This is a genomic window from Streptomyces sp. NPDC026377 (assembly GCF_055567715.1).
Genome location: NZ_JBVHPV010000019.1, coordinates 116,398 through 141,733, shown reverse-complemented (window position 1 = coordinate 141,733; position 25,336 = coordinate 116,398). Strand labels below are relative to the sequence as shown.

The 25,336-nt window shown below is 73.6% G+C and carries 20 protein-coding genes, 1 pseudogene and 1 riboswitch; of the genes and pseudogenes, 4 read left to right on the top strand and 17 right to left on the bottom strand.

The genetic code is table 11. The features are described from left to right. Positions 1-139 precede the first annotated feature (139 nt). The 3 genes from ACZ4MU_RS30265 to ACZ4MU_RS30255 form a co-directional block, all read right to left on the bottom strand. Positions 140-1,234, bottom strand: a complete 1,095-nt coding sequence (locus ACZ4MU_RS30265) for a prenyltransferase/squalene oxidase repeat-containing protein (RefSeq protein ID WP_467882573.1) — start codon at positions 1,232-1,234, stop codon at positions 140-142. Continuing rightward, a complete protein-coding gene (locus ACZ4MU_RS30260) occupies positions 1,231-2,058 on the bottom strand; it encodes a class I SAM-dependent methyltransferase (RefSeq protein ID WP_467882571.1) in 828 nt (275 codons plus the stop codon). The genes ACZ4MU_RS30265 and ACZ4MU_RS30260 overlap by 4 nt, the downstream gene beginning before the upstream one ends. A 91-nt stretch (positions 2,059-2,149) precedes the next feature. Continuing rightward, positions 2,150-3,475: a glycosyltransferase family 4 protein gene (locus ACZ4MU_RS30255; protein ID WP_467882568.1), complete on the bottom strand. Its 1,326-nt coding sequence runs from the start codon at positions 3,473-3,475 to the stop codon at positions 2,150-2,152. Positions 3,476-3,727: 252 nt separating this feature from the next. On the opposite strand from ACZ4MU_RS30255, the gene ACZ4MU_RS30250 reads away from it, so the two are divergent. Beyond that, complete coding sequence (locus ACZ4MU_RS30250) at positions 3,728-4,351, top strand: TetR family transcriptional regulator (protein ID WP_467882567.1); 624 nt, start codon at positions 3,728-3,730, stop codon at positions 4,349-4,351. Positions 4,352-4,740: 389 nt separating this feature from the next. Continuing rightward, a pseudogene (locus ACZ4MU_RS30245) lies at positions 4,741-5,265 on the top strand (response regulator); the annotation flags it as partial. Here the strand turns inward: ACZ4MU_RS30245 and ACZ4MU_RS30240 are convergent. The 6 genes from ACZ4MU_RS30240 to ACZ4MU_RS30215 all read right to left on the bottom strand — a co-directional run bounded on the left by ACZ4MU_RS30240 (position 5,191) and on the right by ACZ4MU_RS30215 (position 13,797). After that, positions 5,191-7,044: an ATP-binding cassette domain-containing protein gene (locus ACZ4MU_RS30240; protein ID WP_467882565.1), complete on the bottom strand. Its 1,854-nt coding sequence runs from the start codon at positions 7,042-7,044 to the stop codon at positions 5,191-5,193. The pseudogene ACZ4MU_RS30245 and the gene ACZ4MU_RS30240 sit on opposite strands and share 75 nt — an antisense overlap. 17 nt (positions 7,045-7,061) lie before the next feature. After that, positions 7,062-8,729 carry an ABC transporter ATP-binding protein gene (locus tag ACZ4MU_RS30235; protein ID WP_467882564.1) on the bottom strand — a complete coding sequence of 556 codons (1,668 nt, stop codon included), beginning with the start codon at positions 8,727-8,729 and terminating at the stop codon, positions 7,062-7,064. Positions 8,730-8,856: 127 nt separating this feature from the next. Then, a complete protein-coding gene (locus tag ACZ4MU_RS30230; protein WP_358835101.1) occupies positions 8,857-8,982 on the bottom strand; it encodes a SapB/AmfS family lanthipeptide in 126 nt (41 codons plus the stop codon). Between the two features lie 41 nt (positions 8,983-9,023). Beyond that, the gene (gene lanKC / locus ACZ4MU_RS30225) at positions 9,024-11,657 is read right to left on the bottom strand and encodes a class III lanthionine synthetase LanKC (RefSeq protein WP_467882561.1); all 2,634 of its coding nucleotides are present in this window, start codon (positions 11,655-11,657) and stop codon (positions 9,024-9,026) included. A 425-nt stretch (positions 11,658-12,082) separates the two neighbouring features. Continuing rightward, a complete protein-coding gene (locus ACZ4MU_RS30220) occupies positions 12,083-12,316 on the bottom strand; it encodes a ferredoxin (protein ID WP_467882559.1) in 234 nt (77 codons plus the stop codon). After that, positions 12,316-13,797: an aldehyde dehydrogenase gene (locus ACZ4MU_RS30215; RefSeq protein ID WP_467882557.1), complete on the bottom strand. Its 1,482-nt coding sequence runs from the start codon at positions 13,795-13,797 to the stop codon at positions 12,316-12,318. Before ACZ4MU_RS30215 ends, ACZ4MU_RS30220 begins: the two co-directional genes overlap by 1 nt. Positions 13,798-13,956: 159 nt before the next feature. Between ACZ4MU_RS30215 and ACZ4MU_RS30210 the strand changes: the two genes are divergently transcribed. After that, the gene (locus tag ACZ4MU_RS30210; protein WP_467882555.1) at positions 13,957-15,036 is read left to right on the top strand and encodes an MBL fold metallo-hydrolase; all 1,080 of its coding nucleotides are present in this window, start codon (positions 13,957-13,959) and stop codon (positions 15,034-15,036) included. A gap of 255 nt (positions 15,037-15,291) precedes the next feature. On the opposite strand, the gene ACZ4MU_RS30205 is transcribed toward ACZ4MU_RS30210, so the two are convergent. The 6 genes from ACZ4MU_RS30205 to ACZ4MU_RS30180 form a co-directional block, all read right to left on the bottom strand. Next, entirely contained in the window at positions 15,292-16,164 is an 873-nt protein-coding gene (locus ACZ4MU_RS30205; RefSeq protein ID WP_467882552.1) for an ECF transporter S component, read from the bottom strand. After that, positions 16,161-17,876, bottom strand: a complete 1,716-nt coding sequence (locus ACZ4MU_RS30200; protein WP_467882550.1) for an ABC transporter ATP-binding protein — start codon at positions 17,874-17,876, stop codon at positions 16,161-16,163. The genes ACZ4MU_RS30205 and ACZ4MU_RS30200 overlap by 4 nt, the downstream gene beginning before the upstream one ends. Beyond that, entirely contained in the window at positions 17,873-19,045 is a 1,173-nt protein-coding gene (locus tag ACZ4MU_RS30195; protein WP_467882592.1) for an energy-coupling factor transporter transmembrane component T family protein, read from the bottom strand. The genes ACZ4MU_RS30200 and ACZ4MU_RS30195 overlap by 4 nt, the downstream gene beginning before the upstream one ends. Before the next feature lie 138 nt (positions 19,046-19,183). Next, on the bottom strand, positions 19,184-19,861 hold the full coding sequence (locus ACZ4MU_RS30190) for an SCO2322 family protein (protein ID WP_467882548.1): 678 nt from the start codon (positions 19,859-19,861) through the stop codon (positions 19,184-19,186). After that, on the bottom strand, positions 19,858-21,093 hold the full coding sequence (locus tag ACZ4MU_RS30185) for a prenyltransferase/squalene oxidase repeat-containing protein (RefSeq protein ID WP_467882546.1): 1,236 nt from the start codon (positions 21,091-21,093) through the stop codon (positions 19,858-19,860). The genes ACZ4MU_RS30190 and ACZ4MU_RS30185 overlap by 4 nt, the downstream gene beginning before the upstream one ends. 110 nt (positions 21,094-21,203) lie before the next feature. Then, positions 21,204-21,325: riboswitch (cobalamin riboswitch) on the bottom strand. Positions 21,326-21,546: 221 nt separating this feature from the next. Beyond that, a complete protein-coding gene (locus tag ACZ4MU_RS30180; RefSeq protein WP_358835968.1) occupies positions 21,547-22,716 on the bottom strand; it encodes a steroid 3-ketoacyl-CoA thiolase in 1,170 nt (389 codons plus the stop codon). Between the two features lie 269 nt (positions 22,717-22,985). Between ACZ4MU_RS30180 and ACZ4MU_RS30175 the strand changes: the two genes are divergently transcribed. Then, entirely contained in the window at positions 22,986-24,227 is a 1,242-nt protein-coding gene (locus tag ACZ4MU_RS30175) for a cytochrome P450 (RefSeq protein WP_467882590.1), read from the top strand. Here ACZ4MU_RS30175 and ACZ4MU_RS30170 read toward each other — a convergent pair. Continuing rightward, positions 24,217-24,483: a DUF397 domain-containing protein gene (locus tag ACZ4MU_RS30170; protein WP_467882544.1), complete on the bottom strand. Its 267-nt coding sequence runs from the start codon at positions 24,481-24,483 to the stop codon at positions 24,217-24,219. The genes ACZ4MU_RS30175 and ACZ4MU_RS30170 overlap by 11 nt on opposite strands. Further along, entirely contained in the window at positions 24,443-25,291 is an 849-nt protein-coding gene (locus tag ACZ4MU_RS30165; protein ID WP_467882542.1) for a helix-turn-helix domain-containing protein, read from the bottom strand. Before ACZ4MU_RS30165 ends, ACZ4MU_RS30170 begins: the two co-directional genes overlap by 41 nt. Positions 25,292-25,336 lie beyond the last annotated feature (45 nt).

Below are 25,336 nucleotides of genomic sequence, written 5' to 3'. Positions count from 1 at the left end.
CCTCCGGGGGGCGCCCGGGGGGGGGGCGCCCCCCCGGGCGGGGGGGGCCCCCGCGGGGGGGGGGGGGGCCCCCCCCGCCACCAGCCCACCACGACCCGCGGGCGAAAACGGGGACGCCCCCCACCCGCCCCCGGAGGGTTCAGGGAACGGGCGGGGTGGGGGATCCGCAGCACTCCGGGGCCAGCCCCCGAGGCAGCCGCTCCCCCGAGAACACCGCCGTAGTCGCCTCATCCCCCCCAAGCGCCGCCACAGCCAACACCAGCGCCCCCGCCGTCCACGTCGTCAGCTCCTCCGGCCACACCGCCCGGTTCCCCTCGAAGACGTACCCCGTCCAGTACAGACCGTCCCCGGCCCGCAGGTGCTGGATGGACTGGAGGATCTCCAGGGCCCGGTCCGACTCGCCCATCACCCACAGCGCGAGCGCCAGCTCGCAGCTCTCGCCGCCCGTCACCCACGGGTTGGGCAGGACGCAGCGCACCCCGAGCCCGGGCACCACGAAGGCGTCCCAGCGCGACTCGATGCGTTCCTTCGCCTCCGCGCCGCTCACCGCGCCCCCGAGCACGGGGTAGTACCAGTCCATCGAGTAGCGCGACTTGTCGAGGAAGCGCTCGGGATGGCGGGCCACCGCGTGCGCGAGCGCGCCCGTGGCCAGCTCCCAGTCCGGCTGCGGCTCCTCCCGCTGCTCCGCGATCGCCAGCGCGCACCGCAGCGCCTGGTGGATGGAGGAGCTGCCGGTCAGCAGCGCGTCGGTGACGGGCGTGCCGTCCTCCTCGCGCTTCCAGCCGATCTGCCCGCCCGGCTGCTGGAGCCGCAGCACGAACTCCACCGCCGCGTACACCACCGGCCACATCCGGTCGAGGAAGGTGTCGTCGCCGGTGGCGAGGTAGTGGTGCCAGACCCCCACCGCCACGTACGCGACGAAGTTGGTCTCCCGCGCCCGGTCGGTGACCTGCCTGAAGTCCCCGTCGTGGTACGCCGCGTACCAGGACCCGTCCTCGTTCTGGTGCCGCGCCAGCCACTCGTAGGCGCGGGCCGCCGCCGCGTGCTCACCCGCCGCGTCCAGGGCCATCGCGGCCTCGGTGTGGTCCCAGGGGTCCAGATGGTGCCCGCGGAACCACGGGATGGCGCCGTCCTCGCGCTGCACGGCCAGGATCCCGGCCACGGTCGCGGCGGCCTGCCCGGCGGTGAGCACCCCCGGCAGGACCAGGTGTTCGGTCCGCTCCGGTGAGGTCACTTGGCGCCGGCCTTGCCGGTAGGGGCGAGCGGGACCCCGGCGGTGGCCGGGACCTCGGCGCCGGGCGCGCCCTCGGCGTCGAGCGGCCCCTCATCGATCGCGAGGTGCGGCTTCGTCGCGTACGCCACGAAGCTCTTGCCCACGACCGGGTTGAGCGCCTGCTCCGCCAGCCTCGTGACCAGCGGCTTCTTCATGATGTCCCAGACGAGCAGCTTGTGGTACGCCCGCACCGGCAGCGCCGCGTCCTTGCCGTCCCTGCCCACCCCGAAGGCGCACTTGAGCCACCAGTACGGCGAGTGCAGCGCGTGCGCGTGGTGCGTGCCGTACGGCTTCAGGCCCGCCTCGCGCATCTTGCCGAGCAGCTCGTCCGCCTTGTAGATGCGGATGTGGCCGCCCTCGACCTCGTGGTACGCGTCGGAGAGCGTCCAGCAGACCTTCTCCGGCCCGTAGCGCGGCACGGTGACGGCGATCCGGCCGCCCGGCTTGAGGACGCGGACCATCTCGGCGAGCACGCCCTTGTCGTCCGGGATGTGCTCCATGACCTCGGAGATGATCACGACGTCGAAGGAGGCGTCGGGGAAGGGCAGGTTGAGCGCGTCGCCCTCCATCGCCGTGGCGGTCGCCCCCTCGGGCGCCTCCCCGGCCTCCTTCATCGCCGCGAACCACTTGGCGACCTCGCGGATCTCCTCGCCGTTCTGGTCCAGCGCCACGACCCGCGCGCCGCGCCGGTAGCACTCGAAGGCGTGCCGGCCCGCGCCGCAGCCCAGGTCGAGCACGCGGTCGCCCGGGGCGAGCGGGAAGCGGGAGAAGTCGACGGTCAGCACGGGGTCTGCCCTTTCGGATGGAGAGCTGCGGGGGCCGCGGAGCGGCCGGGGGGTGGGGGCGCGGAGCGGCTGGGGCCGGGGTGGTGCGGGGTCACCCCGCGGGCTTCCTGGCCGCGGAGCGGCCCTTGTCGGCGATCGCGGAGCGATAGAGCTCGGCGGTGCCCTCGGCCGCCCGGGCCCAGGTGAACCGCTCCAGCACCCGCTCCCGCCCGGCCGCGCCGAGCCGGGCGCGCAGCTGCGGGTCGCCCAGCAGCCGTACCAGCGCGGCGGCCAGCGCCTGCGGGTCGCCCGGCGGCACCGCCAGGCACGTCTCGCCGTCGGGCCCGGCCACCTCGGGGATCGCGCCCCCGGTCGTGGCCACCAGCGGGGTCCCCGTCGCCATCGCCTCGGCGGCCGGCAGGGAGAACCCCTCGTACAGCGACGGCACACAGCTGACCTGCGCCGACCGTACGAGGTCGACGAGCTCGGCGTCCGTGATGCCCTTGACGAAGCGGACCGCGCCGCCGAGTCCGTACTTCTCTATGGCCTGGGCGACCGGCCCGTCCTCGGCGCGCTTGCCGACGACGACGAGGTGCGCCTCGGGGTGCTCGGCGCGCACCTTGGCGAGCGCCTCGACGAGGAAGACGAGGCCCTTGAGCGGGACGTCCGCGCTGGAGGTGGTGACGATCCGCCCGGGCACCTCGGCCACCGACGGGTCCGGGGACCACAGGCCGGTGTCGGCGCCGATGTGCACCACGGAGATGCGGTCCTCGCGCACCCCGAGGTGCTCGACGATCTCGCGCTGGGAGGAGCCGGAGACCGTGAGCACGGACGGCAGCCGCCGCGCGACCCGCTTCTGCATCCGGGTGAAGGCGTACCAGCGGCGCACCGAGGCGCGCCGCTTCCAGTCCCCGGCGGCGTCCAGTTCCAGCTGCCGGTCGACGGTGATGGGGTGGTGGATCGTGGTGACCAGGGGCGCGCCGAGGCCGGCGAGCAGGCCGTAACCGAGCGTCTGGTTGTCGTGGATGACGTCGAACTCGCCCTTGCGGGCGGCGAGATGGCGCCGGGCCCGCAGCGAGAACGTCAGCGGCTCGGGGAACCCGCCGGTCCACATGGTGGCGACCTCCAGCGCGTCGACCCAGTCCCGGTACTCGCCCCTGTTGGGCGTACGGAACGGGTCCGGCGAGCGGTACAGGTCCATGCTGGGGAGCTCGGTGAGCGGTACGCCCTCGTTCAGGACGGGGTAGGGCTGCGCGCCGATGACCTCCACGCTGTGCCCGAGGCGGGCGAGTTCGCGGGAGAGGTGGCGTACGTAGACGCCCTGGCCGCCGCAGAACGGATTGCCCTTGTACGTCAGGAGGGCGATCCGCAGCGGGCGGTCACCCGCACGGGCCGGCTCCCCTGTGCGCGGGTTTGCCTCTATGGCCTCTGCGGTCACTCGCGGCCCCTTCATCGCTGCGTTTCGCCGGAGCGTAACCGCTCGCGCTAATCTAGAACAAGTTCCAGACTTGATCCTTCTTGATCTCCGTCCGGAGCCTGGGGAAGCTTTGAATCTACCGGCAGGTAGCGCGCGTGTGAGGAGCGGATCGGGTGATTCGCGCCACCACGGGGGCTCCTGCCATGCTGTGCCCCCGGAAACGGGCCGCCAGGCCCCCGGGAGCAGCGGGAATCGGACGACGGAACGGGACAGATGACAGCGGAAGCCAGAGCGGCCATCGCCGCGTCGCCCGTCCTGACCGAGCGCCAGGAGGCGCGCCGCCGCCGCATCCTGCACGCCAGCGCCCAGCTGGCCAGCCGGGGCGGCTTCGACGCGGTCCAGATGCGCGAGGTGGCCGAGGCCGCGGGGGTCGCGCTCGGCACGCTCTACCGCTACTTCCCCTCCAAGATCCATCTGCTGGTCGCCACCATGCAGGACCAGCTCCAGCATCTGCACTCCACGCTCCGCAAGCACCCGCCCTCCGGCGACTCGGCCGCGCAGCGGGTCGCCGAGACGCTGATGCGGGCGTTCCGCGCGCTCCAGCGCGAGCCGCACCTCGCCGACGCGATGGTGCGCGCCCTCACCTTCGCCGACCGCTCGGTCAGCCCCGAGGTGGACACCGTCTCCCGGCAGACCACCGCGATCATCCTGGACGCGATGGGGCTCGACCACCCGAGCCCGCCGCAGCTCTCGGCGGTCCGGGTCATCGAGCACACCTGGCACTCGGCCCTGATCACCTGGCTCTCCGGGCGGGCCTCGATCGCCCAGGTGAAGATAGACATCGAGACGGTGTGCCGGCTGATCGACCTCACGGCCCAGGACGACCTCCCGGCCTGAGCGGGCCACTTCCGGCCCGGCAGGCGCGCGGCTCCCGGCCGGGCAGGCGCGCGGCTCCCGGCCGGGCACGTCCCTGACCGGCCCGACTCGTTCGGCGCCCGGTTGGTTCGGCCCGATCCGGCCGTTCTCGCCGGTGGCACCGAGCGGCCGGTCCCGCCATCTTCGACCCACCGTGCCCGGGTATGGCCCGATCCGTCGGTGACATGGCCCCGCGCCCGGCGCGCAGGTCCACCGCATACGACCGCCCGTGCGCGCTCTGTGCGCCGTACGCGCCCCCGTGCCACCCCATGGCCGATTATGCGACTTCCCCTGTCCCGGCCCCCGGATGGAAATGTTTCGCGTGCCGGAGGAAGGCAACCGGTAGGCGGGGAGCTGGAGGGGGCTGAAACGTGATCCGGGTACTTCTCGTGCACGATGCATGTCTGATGCGGTCGGCGCTGGCCGACCGCCTGAGCCGGGAACCCGGCCTGGAGGTCCACCACGCGCCCTGGCGCAGCGCGCCCGCCCGTGCGCGGGCGCTGCGGCCGGATGTGTGCGCCGTGGACCTCGACTGCTCCGACTCGTACGGCATCGCGCCGCTGGGGGAGTTACAGAGCCGGCACCACGGGTCGCGGGGCACCCGGCTCGTGGTGCTGGCCAGCGCCAACCGGCCCGGGCCGCTGCGCCAGGCCGTGGAGGCGCACGCCCTCGGCTACGTCGACAAGGACGCCACCCCGGAGCGGCTGATCGGCGCCATAAGACGGGCCGCCGCAGGTCAGCGATTCGTCGACGACTCGCTGGGCTTCGGCTTCCTGCGAGCGGCCGAGATGCCGCTCACCAGACGGGAGCTGAGCGTCCTCTCACTCGCCGCCGAGGGCGCCTCCATCGCGGACATCGCGCACAGTCTCCATCTGTCCAACGGGACTGTGCGCAACTACATGGCGGCGATCACCCGCAAGACCGGCGCCCGCAACCGCGTGGACGCCATCCGTATCTCCCAGGGCGAGGGATGGGTGTAATCCGGTCAACTCCCGGTAGAACGCGGACTTTCGCAGCAGTTCGTCGTGTGTCCCGCGCTCGACCCCCGCGCCGCCCAGCACCAGCACCTGCCGGGCCCGGCGCGCGGAACCGGTCCGGTGCGCCACGACCACCAGCGCCGTCCCGGGCCGCCGGGCGAACGCCCGCTCTGCGCGTGCCTCGGCCGCCGGATCCAGATGACAGGTCGCCTCGTCGAGCAGGACCAGGGGTACGGGCGCCACATATGCCCTGGCCAGAGCAATCAACTGCCGCTCCCCCGCAGAGAGTTGGGACGGCACCAGCGTCGCGCCGAGCCCACCGAGCCGGTCCACGAGGTCCCGGGCGCCCACGGCCGTGCAGGCCGACAGCAGGGCGTCGTCCCCCGGTGAGCCGACGGGCGAACCACCGGCCGCCCCACTGACCGTGCCGTCGGACGAGCCGTCCGGGGCCCCCGGGGCCCCCGGGCCCGCCGGGTCGTCCGGGTCGTCCGGGCACAGATAGGTGAGGTTGGCACGGACGGTGTCGGTGAAGACGTACGCCTGCTGGGGCACCAGGACCCGCGCGCAGCCGCGTAGAACTTCGCCGCTGTCGGGGGCGCGCACACCCGCCATGAGTTCGGCCAGGGTCGACTTGCCGATGCCGCTGGGGCCGACGACCGCGAGATGCCCCCCGTGCGGCACGGTCAGGTCCAGGCCGTCGACGACGGGTGCGGCTCCCGGCCCGTACGCGAAGGTGACGCCCCGCAGCCGTACGGCCTCGCCGGGGCCCGGCTCACCGGCCGGGGGCGCGGGCGGCGGTGACGGCTCCCCGTCCGCCGTCAGCCTGCGCAGCACCACGAACAGCCGCGCCCCCGAGGTGCCGAGCCCCTGCATCAGTGACTGGAGGGCCGGGATCAGGGACTGGGTGACATAGGCGAGGGCGCCCACGAACGCGCCCGGGGTGACCCCGTGGTCCAGCAGCCAGGGGGCCGCCACCAGCAGCAGCACCACGGTGAGCCGGCCGCCGACCCCGGCCGCGAGCGTACGCAGCACCCCCCAGCGGGCGAGCGCGCGCGAGGCCCGGAACTCGGCGTCGATCCGCTCCCCCGCACCGGCCGCCACCCGGTCCTGCGCCCCGGCCGCCGTGATGTCGCGCAGCCCGCCGACCGCCAGGCCCAGTTCGGCGGCCAGGGCCTCGTCGGCGGCGAGGAACACCTCCTGGCGGTGGGCGAGCGGGCGCAGCGTGGCGAGGAAGAGGGCGAGGGAGGCGGCCAGCGGCAGCGCCACCACCGGCAGCAGCACCGGCGCCAGCGAGCACAGCCCGATCAGCGCCCCCACGGCCGTGACGACGAAGGTCCGTGACACCATCACCAGCCCGGCGAGCGTGTCGCGGGCGATCTCCACCTGGTGGGTAAGCCGGGAGACCGCCGCCCCGTCGGGCGCCCGCAGCGCCCGGCGCACCACCCGGCGTACGAGGTCGTCGCGGACCGGCTCGACGAGCGCGGCCACCGCCAGATGCACCCGCCCGGTCCCGAACGCCCCGGCCACGACACCGAGCGCGGCGAGCCCCAGCCAGGCGAGGCCGGTCCCGGTACGGCCCGCGAGGAAGCCCCCGTCGAGCGCGCGCGCCAGCGCGTAGCCGAGCAGGAACGTCTCCCCCGCCTCCAGCGCCGACCAGGCGGCGAGCCGGAGCAGGGGCCTCCGGCGGGGGCGGGCCATTTCCCGCAGGCGCCCCTTCACGCGGCCTCCCCGGCGAACACCGCGCGGTACTCGGGCAGCCGCCACAGCTCCGCGTGCGGGGCGAGCGCGCGCACCCCGCCCCCGTCCAGCCACACCACCAGATCGGCGCGGGCGGCGGTGGTCACCCGGTGGGCGACGATGAGCCGGGTGCCCGGTGTCAGCTCGTCGAGCAGCGCGCGCGAGACCCGCTGCTCGGTCGCGGAGTCGAGGCTGGAGGTGGCGTCGTCGAGGATCAGCAGCCGCCCGCAGTGGGCGAACGCCCGCGCCAGACCGAGGCGTTGGGCCTCACCGCCGGACATCGGGGCCTGCTCGCAGGGGGTGTCGTAGCCGAGCGGCAGTCTGCGGACGAAGTCGTCGGCGCAGGCCGCCCGCGCGGCGGCGGTGATCTGTTCCGGGCCGGGTTCATCGACGCCGAAGGCGATCGTGCCGCCGACGGTCGCGCCGAGGAGCGCCGGACGGGCGAAGGCGTGGCCGACCTCGCGGCGCAGCCCCTGCCGGGAGAGTTCGGGCAGCGGGACCCCGTCGAGGAGGACCGTGCCGCTCTCGGGGTCGGTGAGCCGGCCCGCGACCGCCGCCAGGGCGCTCTTGCCGCTGCCGGAGCGCCCGACCACGGCCGCCACCGAGCCGCCGGGAACATGGAGGTCGATGTCGTCGAGGGGGCCGGTGCGCACACCGCGGAACTCCAACGACCCGGGCCCTTCGGGCAGGTGCCGTGTTCCGTACGTCATGGCGGGCACGGTGAGCGCCTCGGCCAGGCGGTCGGCGGCGGCGCGGCCGCGCACCAGGCCGTTGAGCTGGCCGACCAGCATTCCGGTGCCGGTGGCCAGGACGGCGTACCGCCAGGCCGCGAGCATGCCGCCCACGCTCAGCGCGCCGTCCGCGAGCCGCAGCCCGGCGACCGCGAGCACGATGAGCTGGAGCAGCGGCAGCAGGGCGGAGGCCTGGGCGGTGGAGCGGCCGGTGACGCGCCACATGCGGTGGCCCTGGCGGGAGAGTTCGGGCAGCGGCGCGAGGATACGGGCCGCGTCGCGCTCGGCGGTGCCGGCCGCCGCGATGGTGCGGGCGCCCTCCACGGCCTCGCTGAGCCGCCCGGCGATCTCACCCTGCGCGCGCAGATAGGCGGTGCCCACATCCCCGGACCTGCGGACGAACACCTTGAGCAACAGGGCGAGCATGGGCATCCCGGCGAGCAGCGCGAGCGCCGTCCACCCGTCGGTGAGGGCGAGCGCCACCAGTCCGCCGACCGGGGTGAGCACGGCGGCGAGAGTGGCGGCGAGGGTCGCGGGCACGGGTCCGGCCTGGGCGGCGTTGCCGACGAGCCGGGCCACCAGGTCGCCCTCGGCGAGCGTGGTGCGCGGTCCGGCGGCCAGCACCTGGCCGAGGACGCGGGTGCGTATCCACGCGGTGGTACGGGCGTTGGCGACGGCGGTGACCAGGCCGTCGAGGGCGCCGAGCAGCACGGTGGCGCCGGTGAGCGCCGCGCACAGCGCGAGCCAGGGCCCGGCGGCCGAGCGGTCCTCGCCGAGCAGCAGATCGAGGGTGCGGCCGAGCGCCCACGGCAGGGCCAGGCCCGCCCCGGCGAGGGCCGTGGTCAGCAGCAGCACGAGCGCGGCGGGCGCCGCGCCGTACCGGACGGTCTCGCGGAGAAAGGGACGTGGAGCCAAGGGGCCCTCCGGGGCGCACAAGGCCCCGGGCGGAGAGCAAGTCCGCCCGGGGCCGCGTCACACGTTGATCAGGTTCGATCAAGGTTGATCATGTGCAACAGGGATTGATCAGGGTGGTTCGGGTGTCTCAGAGACAGAGCAACTGGCTGGCCCCGCTGTGCTTGTCACACAGCAGCAGGCTGACGCTGCTCTCGCCACCGCCACCACCGGTGGTCTCGGGAACGTCCATCTTCTGAAGGTCGAGAAGTGTCATGGCCATCTCCTTTTGTCGGGAATTTCTTCGTGGGGACGGGTTCACCGTCCGGCCCCTCGCGGGGCCGTCTTGGGGGCCACCGGGAGCGGTGGCAGGAAGGGCAGCCCCGCGGGGCGCCTTCGGGCGGACGCGGCGGCGGGCAGCGAGCCCAGGGCGAGCAGACAGCCCGCCGTGCCGGTCGCGAGGTCCATGGAGAGCCGCATCATCTGGTTGCCGGGAAAGGCCAGGTGGCCCTCGTACGGCACGGCGTACCAGGCGAGCGCCGCGGCCTGCGCGTCGAGGTCGGCGCGGGCGGCGCGGGTGCGGGCGAGGTGCAGCACCATGCCCGCGCGGCCGTCGAACAGGCCCGGCTGGGCGTAGTACCGCAGCCGCGCGGTGGGCAGGATCGCGGCCCTGGCCTCGGCGAACTCCTCGTCGTACCGGTGCGCCAGATAGTCGTCCAGCACCATCGCGATACCGACGCCACCGCTGCCGAGGTACGGCATGGTCCGTACACCCTCGTCGACCTGGAGGGCGCCCGAGCGGTCGGTGACGCAGGCCGCGAGGTCGCGGCGGAGGAACTCGGCGGCGTGGTCGAGGAGCGCGGGTTCGCCGGTGTGCTCGTAGAGCCGCAGGAAGAGCAGGGCGGGGCCGCTGGCGCCGTGCAGCAGACCGGCGCGTCGGCGCCCGCCGCCCGCCTCGGGCCTCGGCTCCCCGGCGATGATCCAGGCCGCCTCCAGGGCCCGGTCGCGCAGATCGCTCTCGCCGGTGGTGCGGCCGAGCGAGTCCAGCGCGAGCCCGAGCCCGGCCAGGCCCCCGTGCAGGCCGGGCGCGAGCCGCTGCCACTTCTCGTCCAGCACCCGGTCGACGAGGTCGAGGGCGCGTTCGGTGTGGCCGAGGCGGTCCAGGACGTACGCCACGCCGCTCAGCCCGTCGTAGAAGCCCAGCGGACAGCCGACGGGCGGGTCCTCGGTGCGGCGCAGCAGCCACTCCTCGCCGTCCCGGTAGCGCCCGGCGCCGGTGGCGTCCAGGGCGTAGAGCACCCCGGCCGCGCCGTACGCGACGCCGAGGCCGCCGCCGTCCGCGAACTGCGCGATGTCCCCGGGGAAGAGCCGGTCCTCGCGTTCGGGCGTGGCGGAGGCGAGGATCGCGCGGACCATCGAGTCGCGCCCGGCGGGCCACTCCTCGGGCCGGGCGGGCAGATAGGGCCGCGCCAGGGGCTCGTCCGTGCCCCGGATGACCCGTACCGCCTCCTCGAAGAAACCTTCCGGCACAGCGGGGAACTGGCTCTTCGCGACCTTCGCCAGATGCGCCGCCTTGTCCTGGTCGACCACGAGCAGCGTCGTCATCGGCACGAACAGGGCGAGCCGCAGACAGGCCAGCGCGTACCGGTCAACCTCGAAGCCCTTGCGGTCGCGCGGCGCCACGAACCCGGGGTGCGCCATCGTCTGCCCCTCGTGCTCCTCGAGCGGCACCGCGGCCTCGAAGTCGAGCAGCCGCACGGAGACCTCCCGGCCGCCGCTCGCGTCCTCGCCCTCCGGCCCGACCATCACGTTGAACATGTGCAGGTCGTTGCAGACGAGCCCGCGCGAGTGCACCTGCTCGACGGCCCGCTCCACGGCCCGGTGCACCGCGAGGGCCCAGGTCGTGTACGAGGCCACCGCGTCCGGGTCGGGATCGACGGCGAGCAGGGGGTGGCGCTCGGCGAAGAACGCGTTCAGCGTGCGCCCCTCCAGGAAGTCCATGACGAGGAAGCGGTGGTCGCCCAGCTCGAACCAGTCGCGCACCTCCGGCGCCACCCCGAGCCCGGAGATCCGCTCCAGGGCCGCCTTCTCCCGCTCCAGGCGGGTGACCGCGTCGCAGCCGTCGGCGGCGAGCCCCGCGTACGGCCGGGCCTCCTTCAGCACGACCTTGCTGCCGTCGCGCACATCGGTCCCGGCGTACACGCCGCCGCCGTTGGAGAAGTGCAGCGCCCGCTCGATGCGGTACGGCAGGTCGCCCACGGTCGTCGCGTTGCGGGCCTCCAACTGGGGCCGCAGGAACGGGGGCAGCGTCACCCATTCGGGCATCTGGAACGCCGGGTCGCGGCGGTCGGGGACCAGCTCGCCCCGGGCGTTCTCGATCGCGGGCACCAGCGTCCCGCCCTCGCCGACGCAGTGCCGCTCGACGAAGCCGCCGTAACGTACGTACAGCGGACCGGAGTTCCAGCGCAGATCGGTGAGGATGTACGGGCCCGGCTCGCCGTCGAGCAGCTCGCCGAGCTCGGTCAGTATGCTCTCCAGCTGCTCCACGCCGGACGGGTAGACCGTGGCGAACTTCCCGCTGGAGCCGCGGCCGGCGTACTTGGAGTTGCGCAGGTGCAGCGGCTGGCGGCCCGGCACGAACTTGAACGGGATCGCTCTGGGGACGCAGTACTCCCACACCCGCGCCGCCATCTTCTCGGCGTTGTCCAGACACGCCGAGACGTGGATCTTCCAGCCCTGGCGGGGCATTCCCGGGCGCGGCTCGCCCGCCTCGTCGACGGGGCTGAAGTGGAGCCAGTCCCCGGAGAGCGTGCTGCGCCACCCTTCGGGGACCGGGCGCTGGGCCGCCTCGAAGAGGGGTACGGGCTCGCCGGTGCGGGCCGATGACAGACGGTCCGGAGTCTCGTAGAACTGCCTGTCTGCCAGACAGAAGACCTCGTACCGCTTGTCCATCGCTTCCCCCCTCGGTGGTGTGGCAACGAACGTGCCATGCCTGCCGGGGGTGGGACAGTCGCATGTGTCATGCGGTCACTGTGCGGTACGCATGCGTCAATTTGTGTTCGAACGCAGCCGGACGCGGCGGCGACGCGCAGCAAGCCGTCTGTGCTTGCCGCACGGTTCCCCGCGCCCCTTTTCCGCCCGGGGTTCGCCTGCGGACCGTGCTGGCTTGCTCGCGCAGTTCCCCGCCCCCCAGGTGGTTGGGGGCGCGGGGAACTGCGCGATCAGCCACAGACAACCGGCAGATAGAGTCCCGCCCCGACAAGGGGCGCGAGGAACTGCGCGAGTAACCCACCACCGGCGCCGCAGACGAACCCCGGGCCCGGCAGACGCACGGGCAGCCCCCCCCCGGCCCGCAGAGAACCGCCCCGCAACCCCCCTCACTCCTCCGGAGGAAACACCGGCTCCCCCGACCCCACCAGCACGATCCCGATCGCCTCCACCGGGCACCCCTCCGCCGCCGCCAGCACCCCCTCATCCGCATCGATCTCCCCCACCCGCACCCGCGACTGCCGAGCCGCGTCCAGCGCGAACGCCCCCGGCGCCGTACCCACGCACATCCCCGACCCGATGCACACGCCCCGGTCGACCTCCACGTGCCAGCGGTCCCCCATCACGCCTCGCCCCCGTCCCCGTACCCGGCCGGAAGGTGGATCATCTTGTGCTCCAGGTACTCACTCAGCCCCTCGGGACCGAACTCCCGCCCCACGCCCGAGTTCTTGTAGCCGCCGAACGGGCCGAACATGTCCAGGCTGAAGGTGTTCACGTTGAACGTCCCCGTGCGCACCCGGCGCGCGAACTCGACGCCGTGCTCCACGTCCCCGGTCCACACACTGCCGCTGAGCCCGTACTCGGAGTCGTTCGCGATCCGCAGCGCCTCGGCCTCGTCGCCGTACGGCAGCAGGCAGATCACCGGCCCGAAGATCTCCTCGCGGGCGATCCGCATGGAGTTGTCGACGCCACCGAAGAGCGTCGGCTCGACGTACCAGCCCCGGTCCCGCCCGGCCGGACGGCCGCCGCCCGCCAGGATCTTGGCGCCCTCCTCCTGGCCGATGCGGATGTAGTCGAACGAGCGCTGCTGCTGGCGCCTGGCGACCAGCGGGCCGACCTGGGTCGCGGGGTCGAGCGGGTCGCCGACGACCAGCCGCCCGGCGGCGGACGCGAACGCCTCCGCGAACTCCTCGTACCGGCTCACGGGCGCCAGGATGCGGGTCTGGGCCACGCACGCCTGCCCGTTGTTCATCCACGCGGCCGGGACGACCCCGGCGACGGTCGCCTCCAGATCGGCGTCGGGCAGCACGACCGCGGCGGACTTGCCACCCAGCTCCAGGGTGACCCGGGTGAGGTTGCGCGCGGCGACCTCCATCACGCGCCGGCCCGCCCCCACGGACCCGGTGAAGGAGACCTTGTCGACGTCCGGGTGCCCGACCAGGTACTCGCTGACCTCGCGGTCGGCGGGCAGGATCGACAGCACGCCCTCGGGCAGCCCTGCCTCGCTTGCGATCTCGCCGAGGATGTACGCGTCCAGCGGTGTCTCGGGCGACGGCTTGAGCACCACCGCGCACCCGGCGAGCAGCGCGGGCGCGAGCTTGGCGGCGGCCACGAACTGCGGGACGTTCCACGGGACGACGGCCGCCACGACCCCGACGGGCTCGCGCCGGACCAGGATCGGTCCGAGGACACCGGCGCGCGGCTCCTCGTACGGGAAGTCGCGGGCCACGGTGATCGCCGCGTCCCAGACCATCATCGCGCCGAGCGCCTGCGCGAGGACGCTCCAGGAGTACGGGGAGCCGTTCTGCGCGCTGATGGAGCGGGCGATCTCCTCGTGGCGCCGGGCGATGGCGTCCTTGATACGGGAGACGACCTCGATGCGTTCGGCGAGCGGCAGACGTGGCCAGGGCCCCTCGTCGAAGGCGCGGCGGGCGGTGGCGACCGCGTGGTCGACATCGGCGCGCGAGGCGTGCGGTACGCGGCCGATGAGCTGTTCGGTGTGCGGGGAGACCACCTCGATGACGTCGGATCCGCGGGGGTCGGTCAGCTTCCCGCCGATGTAGAGCTGTTCGTGTTCGACAAGGTCGTCGGTGGCATGGGTCATGGCCGGGCGCCTCCGCTCGATCCGCGTTGCCGCGGCATTCCTGACGAGTTATCAGATCTGCCTGAACTGATACCAGTTCCCCTATGAGGAGTCCACGGGCCGGGAGATGCGGCGAGCGGGGCTTGAGGACTGACTGAAACACGTTCTACTGTGGGCGGCATGACGCAGGGGACGCGGGGGCCGCGGGGGCGGGCGACGGGGACGGGGACGGCCGATCACGGCGGGGGCGTCCGGTCCGTCGAGGTGCCCATCCCGGACAACCCCCTGGGCCACACGCTGGTCTACGTCGTCGACACCGACCGGGGTCCGGTCCTGGTCGACACCGGCTGGGACGACCCGGCGTCCTGGGACACGCTGACGGACGGCCTGCGGCGCCTGGGCACGGACGTCACCGACATCCACGGCGTCGTCCTGACCCACCACCACCCCGACCACCACGGGCTCTCCGGCCGGGTCCGGGAGGCGTCCGGGGCGTGGCTGGCGATGCACGCGGCGGACACGGCGGTCGTACGGCGTACGCGCGAGGCCGAACCGGAGGCCTGGCTGGACTACCTGGCGGCGAAGCTGGCGGCGGTGGGGGCGCCCGAGTCGCATCTGGGGCCGCTGCGGGAGGCGCGGGCGCGGGGTGCGGCACGGGCGCTGCCCGGGCTGCGGGCGGCGCTGCCGGACCGGGAGATCGTCCCCGGCGACCTGCTGCCGCTGCCCGGCCGCCGGCTGCGGGCGGTGTGGACGCCGGGCCACACGCCGGGCCACGTCTGCCTGCACCTGGAGGAACGGCACCCGTCCGGGCGGCCGGGCCACGGCCGCCTCTTCTCGGGCGATCACCTGCTGCCGGGGATCAGTCCGCACATCGGGCTGTACGAGGACCCCGACGACGCGACGGTGACGGATCCGCTGGGGGACTACGTCTCCTCCCTGGAGCGGGTGGGCCGCCTCGGGGTGGCGGAGGTCCTCCCCGCCCACCAGCACGCTTTCACGGACGCGGCGTCCCGGGTCCGCGAACTCCTGGCCCACCACGAGTCGCGCCTGACGGACCTGCTGGGGCTGTTGTCGGCGCAACCGCTCACGCCGTGGGAGCTGGCGGTACGGATGGAGTGGAACCGGCCGTGGTCCGAGATCCCGTACGGCTCCCGGAACATCGCGGTGGCGGAGGCGGAGGCGCATGTGCGGCGGTTGGTGAAGGGGGGGAGGGCGGAGCCGGTGCCGGGAGCGGCCCCGGTGGCATACCGCGCGGTGTAGCCCCTGCCCCTGCGACCCCGGCCGCTCCGGCCCATGATCACCTGCGAACCGTGCTGGGTCGCCCGCGCAGTTCCCCGCGTCCCTGGAGGGGTCCGGGTGAAGGCAAGAGGTTGCAGCGGCCGGAGGTGCCTTTCAGGGGCGCGGGGAACTGCGCGGGCGACCCACCACCGGCCCGCAGACGAAAACCGGGCAGGAGCAGCCCACCGCCGGCCCGCAGAAGCAGGCCGCGTTAAGCCGTGCGAACGGTCCAGGGGGCTACGGGCCGGTGGACGCCCCGCCCGTCCCCCCGGGTCCCTCGAACACCCCCCGCGCCCCGAACACCGCCCGCCGACCAGCCCTGCGAAGCGCCCTCAGCACCGTCGGCCCCAGCGCCAGCGTCAGCACCGTCGTCAGCACCGCCCGCCCCAGGTCCCACCCGAGCGACGTCGTCGCGCAGTACGCGGCGAAGCGCAGCAGGTTCTCCCCCAGTGGGTCACCGGGGTGGAAGGAGATCGAGGACGACATCCCGCCGATGTACGTCCAGCCCTGGAGGTTCATGACCGTGCCGTACGCGAAGGACGCCACGCAGCCGTAGAGGGCGAGCAGGGCGAGTTCGGCCCGGCCGCGCAGCCGGTGCGGGCCCGGCAGCAGGCCCGCGCCCATCGTGAACCAGCCCATCGCCAGCATCTGGAACGGCATCCACGGACCCACACCCCCCGTGAGCAGCGCGGACGCGAACATCGTCACCGAGCCGAGCACGAAGCCGAAGCCCGGTCCGAGAACGCGGCCGCTCAGGACCATCAGGAAGAACATCGGCTCCAGGCCCGCCGTGCCCGCCCCCAGCGGGCGCAGCGCGGCGCCGACCGCCGCGAGGACGCCGAGCATGGCGACGGCCTTGGCGTCCATGCCGCCGTCCTCGTCCGCGATCGTGGCGACCACCACCCCCACGAGGAGCGGCAGGAGCGCGGCGAAGAGCCAGGGCGCGTCCTGGGAGTGGGCCAGCCCGGAGTCCGCGTCGGCAAGCAGCGGCCAGCCGAAGGCCGCCACGCCGACGAACGTGACGAGGGCGAGGGCGGTCACCCCCCGAGGCCCGAGCCGCACCGCCTTCGCCTGGCGGGTGTGGGGCGTCTCGCGCGGCGCGGCCGTCATGCGAGGGCCTCCCGTACCTGGCTGACCGTGAGCCACGGGTCCGGCGCCAGGATCTTGGCGACCTGGGGGGCGAAGGAGGGCGAGGAGACGACGACGTCCGCCGTCGGGCCGTCCGCGACCACCTCGCCGTCCGCCAGGATCACCACCCGGTGGGCGATCTCGGCGGCGAGCTCCACGTCGTGGGTGGCCAGGACGATCGCGTGGCCCTCGGCGGCGAGGTCGCGCAGGACGTCCGCGAGCCGGGCCTTCGCCGCGTAGTCCAGTCCACGGGTCGGCTCGTCCAGGAGCAGCAGCGGGGGGCGGCCCGTCAGGACGATCGCCAGGGCGAGCGCGAGGCGCTGACCCTCGGAGAGGTCGCGGGGGTGGGTGTCGTCGGGGACGCCGGGGAGCAGGGCGGTGACCAGGTCGCGGCAGGTGCCGGGGGCGGCGCCCGCGTCCGCGTCGGCCGCCGCGCACTCGGCCTCGACCGTGTCCGCGTACAGCAGGTCGCGGGGCTCCTGCGGTACGAGCCCGACCTCGCGGATGAGGTCGCGCGGGGGTGTGCGGTGGGGGGTGCGGCCGTTGACGGTCGCGGTGCCGGTGGTCGGTTCGATCGTGCCGACGAGGGTGCTGAGGAGGGTGGACTTGCCGGCGCCGTTGCGTCCCATGAGGGCGACGGTCTCGCCGGGCCGGACGGCGAGGTCCACGTGGCGCAGGGCCTCGATACGGCCCCGGCGTACGCCCAAACCACTGACCACGGCGGTCGCCGTCGCCGGGGGCGTGGCGGGGCGGGTGCCCCGGCGCAGACGGGCAAGGGCGGCGCGCAGGCCCGTCGGTTCCAGGGGGGCGTGCGGGCGTACGCGGCTTTCGGCCGCCCGGCCGTCCCCCGTCGGCACCCCCGGCGCCTCCTGCCCCCGCCCGGCCAGGCTCGCGCGCAAGTCGTGCGCCCTGCGTCGCGCGTCCCGTACCGACAGGGGAAGCGGGGTCCAGCCCGCGAGGCGGCCCAGGGCCACCACCGGTGGGTGGACCGGGGACGTGGCCATGATTTCGGCGGGGGTGCCCAGGACCGGGGGCGTGCCGCTCGACGCGAGGAGGATCACGCGGTCCGCGTACTGCACGACGCGCTCCAGGCGGTGCTCCGCCATCAGGACCGTCGTGCCGAGGTCGTGGACGAGGCGTTGCAGTACGGACAGGACCTCCTCGGCCGCCGCCGGGTCGAGCGCCGACGTCGGCTCGTCCAGGACGAGGACCTTGGGGTGCGGGGTCAGGACCGAGCCGATCGCCACGCGCTGCTGCTGGCCGCCGGAGAGGGTGGCGATCGGGCGGTCGCGCAGGTCCGCGAGGCCGAGCAGGTCGAGGGTCTCCTCGACGCGGCGGCGCATCACGTGCGGGGCGAGGCCCAGCGACTCCATGCCGTACGCCAGCTCGTCCTCGACCGTGTCGGTGACGAAGTGGGCGAGCGGGTCCTGGCCCACCGTGCCGACCACGTCCGCGAGTTCGCGCGGCCTGTGCGTACGGGTGTCGCGGCCGTCGACGGTGACCCGGCCGCGCAGGGTGCCGCCGGTGAAGTGCGGGACGAGACCGGAGACCGTCCCCAGGAGCGTGGACTTGCCGACGCCGGAGGGACCCACCAGCAGGACCAGCTCGCCCTCGGGGACGGTGAGGTCGACGTCCCGGACGGTGGGGGCGGGGCGGTCCTCGTACGTGACCGACACCTCGTCGAAGCGGATCATCGGGACTCCTGGCGGTCGGGCGGGGCGGGGGCCGGGTGCGGGGCGGGGGTCACGAAGGCCGGGAGCAGGCCGAGGAGGGTGGCGAGGACGGGCAGGAGCGGGAGCGTGGGGGCGGTGAGCGGGACGACGCCGGGGTGCAGGGCGTCCGGTGCGTACGTACCCGCCCAGATCATGGCCGCCGCCACCGCCGCGCCGGAACCGGCCACCAGCCAGGCGCGGGCGCCCCAGCGGTCGGGGCGGTAGCGGGTACGGACCGTGCGGCGGCCGCCCAGGCGCAGGCCCGCCAGCGCCGCGGCGAGGCCCGCGAGCAGCACCGGCAGACCGTAGCGGGCGCCTTCGGCGGCGAGGAGCCCGTACGTACCGGCGCAGACACCCAGGAGTCCGCCGAGGGTGAGGACGGTGGTGGTGCGGCGGACGGCGGCCGGTACGTGCGCGGTGCGGCCGTAGCCGCGGGCGTCCATCGAGGCGGCGACGGCCACCGAGCGCTCCAGGGCACCCTCCAGGACCGGCAGTCCGATCTGGAGGACCGCCCGGATCCCGCCGGTGGGACGGCCGCGCAGTCGGCGGGCGGTACGCAGGCGGGCGACGTCGGCGACCATGTTCGGCGCGAACGTCATCGCCACGACCACGGCCACGCCCGCCTCGTACAGGGCGCCCGGGAGGGACTTGAGCAGGCGGGCCGGGTTGGCGAGGGCGTTGGCGGCGCCGACGCAGATGAGGAGGGCGGCGAGGCGGGCGCCGTCGTAGAGCGCGAAGAGCATGCCCTCGGCGGTGACGGGACCGCCGAGGCGGATGCCCTTCGCCCAGTCGGGGAGCGGGGCCTCGGGGAGCGTGAGCAGGGTGTGGGTGCCGGGAATCGGCGAGCCGAGGGCGATGTTGAAGACGAGCCGGACGGCGACGACGGCGAGGCCGAGCTTGACGAAGGCGGTGTACGAGCGGGCCCAGGGGGCGTCGGTGCGCCGCGCCGCGACGACGTACCCGGCGACGGTGACGAGGAGGGCGAGGAGGAGGGGGTTGGTGGTGCGGGAGGCGGCGGTGGCGAGCCCCAGCGCCCAGAGCCACCAGGCCCCGGGGTGCAGGGCGTTGGCCCGGGTGGCGTACGGGGCACGGGGCGCGGCCGGGCGCCTCGGGACGCGGCGCCGCTCGGCGACGGGCCGCCGGGGCGCCAGGCCTCCGGCGGGCGCGTCCTGCGGCTGTGGGGCCGCGGCAGCCACCGGGCCTCCGGCCGGATTCGTGCGGGGCCTTCCGCAGGGCGGCGTGGGCCGCTCGCGGTGATCGTCGTCGGTGGGCATCGGTCGGGTACGCCGTCAGTTCCGGTGGCGGCGGCGGGACTGCCACAGCGCGGCCGCGGCGACCGCCAGGACCGCCGCCCCGCCCGCCAGCAGGCCCACCGAAGGGCCGCTGTCGGACGTCTTCGGTGCGGCCTTGTGCGTGGTCATCCCCGACACCTGCTCGCCGCAGCCCGTCCTCGGGTAGCCCGCGATCGCGCACAGCAGGGCCGCGCTGTTGTAGCGCAGCGGCTTGGCCACCGCCGCCAGGGCGTCCGCCGCCGTCGCGTTCTCGGGGACCCGCGCGCACGCCGTCCGCGCCGCCGGGGGCGTCTCGCCACCGGGCGCGTCCTGCGGGGTGCCGAAGTCCAGGGCGAACGCGACGCGCTTGCTGCCGGGCTCGGCGGGCGTGGCCGCGCACACCTCGGCGAACGTCGCCGCCGAGCGCGGGGCCGCCGCGTCCTTGGAGCCGGCGCTGACCGCGAAGCGGAAGCCCTGGACGTCACCGTCCGAGGGGTGCGCGGTGGCCGGGCCCTGCGTGGCGTACGTCCACGTCGTGCCCTGCCGCTCCCAGAACGACCAGTAGCGGTACCCGGCGGCCCGGGCGGGCCCGGCCACCGCCGCCGCGCCGAGCGTCAGCGCGAGAGCGAGGGCGCAGACGAAGGCGGCGGCGAAACCGGCCGGGACCGGCCGGCGGCTGCGGCGGACCGAGGTCACTTCTGCGCGTTCTTCTTGCGCGCGCTGACCAGGAAGCCGACGCCCACGCTGGCGACGAAGAAGACGCCGACGATCCACCACACCGACATCCCGGAGGAGTCGTCCTTCTTGTCGGCGTCGGCGGACTTGGCCGCCTTGCCCGTCTCGGCGGCGGACGTGCCCGCGGGGGCCGGGCCGGTGGCGTTCAGCTGGGCGACCAGGTCGGCGCCGCCGAACTCCCTCGGGTCGGCGCCGATGGCGTTCGCGGCGAGGACGAGCTGGGCGTAGGCGGCGGGGCCGTTCTCCTTGGCCCAGCCGGAGGTGTTCTTCTCCAGCCACTTCAGGGACGCCTTGGCCTGGGCCTCCTGGCCGGAGGCGGCGAGGGCGACGACGGCGTCGGCGGTGTTGCCGTAGTCGGGCTGGTTCTCGGCGCCCGGCATCGCGGAGTTGAGGTGGCCCGACTTGGCCATGGTCCTGGCCAGGTACGCGGCGCCGTTGTGCGCGGCCTGCTCGGGCGTGGCCGGCTTCTCGCAGGCGGTGCCCTTGGCGTCGGCCTGACCGGCGGTCGCGGCGAGGCCCTTGCCGTACGCGGCGGTCACGGCGGCGGCGCTGGCGTCGGCGTTCGCGTACAGCTTGGCCGTCTTCAGGTCCGGCTGGTACGCGAACGCGCCCGCGCCCGGCGTGCCGTCGCACGGCACCGCGAAGGTGAGCAGCGCGTCGAGCGGCGACTTGCCGCCCTTGGCGGACTTGGCGTCGCCGGGCTTCTCACCGGCGGCGGCGAGGGCGCCGATCACGACGGAGGTGGAGTTGGCGTCGCTCTTGCCGCCGGGGTTGTAGGACCAGCCGCCGTCGTCGTTCTGGACGGTCTTCAGCCAGGAGACGCCCTTCTTCACGGCGTCGGTGTGGTCGCCGAGGGCGACGAGGGCCTGGACGGCGGCGGCGGTGGCGTTGGTGTCGAGGACCGTCTTGGCGTCGCAGGGCTTGGCGGCGTCGGCGCGGTAGGAGGCGAAGCCGCCGGTGTCGCACTGCTGCCCGGTGAGCCAGGTGACCGCCTGGGCGGCGGGCTTCACACCGACCGTGCCCTGGGCGAGCAGGGCGAGCGACTGCCGCCAGACGCCGTCGTACGCCGGGTCCTTCGTTCCGTACAGCCCCGGGGTCGTGCCGTCGGCGAAGGCGGGAGCGGTGCTGGTGGCGGCGCCGCCGAGGACGACGCTGAGGGCGGCTATCGCTGCGGCGCAGCGGCGTACGGTCATGGCTGGGCGGTGCCTCTCCTGCGGGGGCCGGGGCGGGCGGGCGCGGGGGCACGCCGGCTTCGGTCCCGTATACCTCGACGGGCCGGTCACCGACGGTTTGCCGGTGGCCGTTGAGCCGGTCATGTCCGTCGGGGTGGTCCGGCTCGCCGCGGGGTTCTGGTGGCGGCTCACGGTTGCGGGTCAGCGCCGGATTCGCACCGGCTTCCCCCCATACGGTCATGAACAACCCCTTCACTGTACCGGCCCCCCTCCCCCCCCCTCCGGGGCTCCCCCTGCCGGACCGACGGCCGACCGCTTTTCGGCCGGCGCTTCGCCTGCGGGCCCCGGGCGAAGCCCCGGGGCTCAGGGGCGCGGGGAACTGCGCGGCCAGCCCCCACCGGGGCGCAGGGAGCAACGGACCCGGGCGGAGCCCGGACCCCCGGAGGGTTTGGGGAAGGGGCGGGGAGGGGCCCGCTACAAGCGTTGCAGGATCGTCGCCGTAGCCAACGCACCCCCCGCGCACATAGTCACCAACCCCACCTCCCCACCCCCCCGCTCCAACTCGTGCAGCGCAGTAGTCAACAACCGAGCCCCCGTAGCCCCCACCGGATGCCCCAGCGCAATAGCCCCCCCATTCACATTCACCTTCTCCAGATCCTGGTCGAACACCTGCGCCCACGACAGCACCACGGACGCGAACGCCTCGTTGATCTCGACCACGTCGATGTCCCGCAACGACATCCCCGCCTTCCCCAGCACCGCCCGCGTCGCATCGATCGGCCCGTCCAGATGGAAGTGCGGATCCGCCCCCACCACCGCCTGCGCCACGATCCGCGCCCGGGGCCGCAGCTTCAGCGCCCGCGCCATCCGCTTCGACGCCCACATGATCGCCGCCGCCCCGTCGGAGATCTGCGAGGAGTTCCCGGCCGTGTGCACCGCCGTCGGCATCACCGGCTTCAGCCGGGCCAGCGCCTCCATGGAGGTGTCCCGCAACCCCTCGTCCCGGTCCACCAGCCGCCACATCCCCTGCCCGGCCGCCTGCTCCTCCTCCGTCGTCGGCACCTGCACCGCGAACGTCTCCCGCTTGAACCGCTCCTCCGCCCACGCCACCCCCGCCCGCTCCTGCGAGAGCAGCCCGAGCGAGTCGACGCGCTCGCGCGTCAGCCCCCGGTGCCGCGCGATCCGCTCCGCCGCCTCGAACTGGTTGGGCAGGTCCACGTTCCACTCGTCCGGGAACGGCTTGCCCGGCCCGTGCTTGGACCCCGACCCCAGCGGCACCCGCGACATCGCCTCCACCCCGCAGCTGATCCCCACATCCACCACCCCCGCCGCGATCATGTTCGCAACCATGTGGCTCGCCTGCTGGGACGAGCCGCACTGGCAGTCCACGGTGGTCGCCGCCGTCTCGTACGGAAGCCCCATCGCCAGCCACGCGTTGCGCGCCGGGTTCATCGACTGCTCGCCGGCGTGGGTGACCGTCCCGCCGACGATCTGCTCCACGCAGTCCGCGGGAATCCTGGTACGCCCCAGCAGCTCCCGATAGGTCTCGCCGAGCAGATAGGCGGGGTGGAGATTGGCGAGAGCGCCTCCGCGCTTGCCGATCGGCGTGCGTACGGCTTCGACGATGACGGGTTCCGCGGCCATGAGCTCGTCCTCTCCTCAACGACTCCAAGCCCGGCCGCAGGGCCTCCCGGAGCCGCTGCGGACCGAACTAGTACGCGTTCTAGTTCCGCTTGCAGTCTGGTGAGGGCTACCCCCGGTACGCAAGGGTTGTGCACGTACCGCGCGCGCTCCCGCGCGAGAACGAACACCCCCCGCACCCTTGCGACTTGTAGAACCCGTTACTACCTTTCAGGCAAATCTGATGGATCGTCAGGAACGTGTCCGAACGTGCCGACCGGATGGAGCTGCCGATGCGCTGCCCCCACCTTCCCGAGGGGTTCGACTTCACCGACCCCGACCTGCTCCAGGACCGCGTCCCGTACCCGGAGTTCGCCGAGGCGCGGCAGACCGCCCCGGTCTTCTGGTGCTCGCAGCCCCACGGTCTCGCCGGCTTCGGCGACGACGGCTACTGGGTGGTGACCCGGCACGCCGACGTCAAATACGTCTCCACCCACCCGGAGCTGTTCTCCTCCACCACCAACACCGCGATCATCCGCTTCAACGAGAACATCACCCGTGACCAGATCGAGGCCCAGCGGCTGATCATGCTGAACATGGACCCGCCGGAACACACCCGCGTCCGCCAGATCGTCCAGCGCGGCTTCACCCCGCGCGCGATCCGCTCGCTGGAATCAGCCCTGCGCGACCGCGCCCGCCGGATCGTCGACACGGCCCTCGCCGCCTCCCGAGGCCGCGACTCCTTCGACTTCGTCACCAACATCGCCGTCGAGCTGCCGCTCCAGGCGATCGCGGAACTCATCGGCGTACCGCAGGAGGACCGTACGAAGATCTTCGACTGGTCCAACAAGATGGCGGCGTACGACGATCCCGAGTACGCCCTCACCGAGGAGATCAGCGCCGAAGCCGCCATGGAGATCGTCAGTTACGCGATGAACCTCGCGGCGGCGCGCAAGGAGTGCCCAGCCAAGGACATCGTCTCCACGCTGGTCGCCGCAGAGGGCGAGGGCAACCTGCTGGCCGACGAGTTCGGCTTCTTCGTCATCCTGCTGGCGGTCGCGGGCAACGAGACGACCCGCAACGCCATCAGCCACGGCATGCACGCGTTCCTCACCCACCCCGACCAGTGGGAACTCTACAAACGCGAGCGTCCCGAGACCGCCGCCGAGGAGATCGTGCGCTGGGCGACACCCGTGGTGTCCTTCCAGCGTACGGCGGTCCAGGACACCGAGCTCGGCGGCGAGAAGATCAAGGCGGGTGACCGCGTCGGCCTGTTCTACTCCTCCGCCAACAACGATCCCGAACTCTTCGACGAGCCCGAGCGGTTCGACATCCTCCGCGACCCCAACCCCCACCTCGGCTTCGGCGGCGGAGGCCCCCACTTCTGCCTCGGCAAGTCGCTCGCGGTGCTGGAAATCAACCTGATCTTCAACGCCATCGCGGACGCCCTGCCGAACCTCACCCTCGCGGGCGACCCGCGCCGCCTGCGTTCAGCGTGGCTGAACGGCATCAAGGAGCTTCAGGTCACGCCGTAACGGATCTGACGAACGCGCCGAACGCGGCGGGAGAGAGCGTGATGACCGGGCCGTCCGGGACTTTGGAGTCGCGGACGGCGACGGTGTGGGGGAGGTCTGCGACCTCTATGCAGTCGCCCCCCTGGTCGCTGCTGTGCGACGACTTGCGCCAGGCGGCGCCGTGGAGGGTGGCGCATTCGACGCAGGAGCCGCCCTGATCACCGCTGTAACTGGACTTACGCCAACGAGCGCGGCTCAGTTCCAGGTTGCTCCCCATAGCGCTCCTCCATCACGTGCCGGATCAGCTTCGCCGAGTCCGGGATGGACAGGGCGGCGGCTTGGAGGTGATCGTAACGGAGCGAGCAGTCCCTGACCGTGTCCGGGTTGGCGGTTGGATGACCCACCCCGTATCCCTCGGTGTAGACGATGGCCGGATCGTCGGTGAAGCGGAAGAGGTCAAATGAGCCCTGCAAGCCAGCATGTGCTCCGACCCCGAACGGCAACACCTGGACGTTCACCTTCGGGCTGTTCTGGAATGACAACAGTCGCGCCAGTTGTCCGTGCATCACTTCGCCGCCGCCGATCTCTTGGTGCAACGCGGCTTCACCAATGATCGCCCACATGACTGGCGGTTGCGCTTTGTCAAAAATGCGCTGGCGAGCGAGTCGGACCGCCACACGGTCGTCCAAGTTGGATTGGTCCAATGCGCCGAGTACAGCGCGGGCGTACTGGTCGGTCTGAAGAAGTCCGTGAACCAGGCTCGTATGGAACGTATAGATCTCCGTCGCCCGAGCCTCCAGCTCGGCCACCTGCTGGAACCACGCCGGAAGCTGGCTCCGCAGGACCAGGGGGAGCAGCCGGGACAGTAACCCGCCCGTGCCGAGCGCCGCGTCGGCGCGTTCGCTGAAGTCCGCCGTGGGGAGTTTTCTCGCTGTCTCGATCTGGCCGATGAGCGAACCGGTGTACGCGATGATCGCGCCCAGTTGCTTCTGGGTGAGCCCGCCCGCCTCGCGGTAGCGGCGGAGCTCGTATCCGTAGTAGTCGAGCGGCGACGCGCTCGGGTCGAGGACGTTGATGTGGACCACGGCGGGTACCCCCTCGGGCTCAACTCCGCTGACATGTGCGCGGGT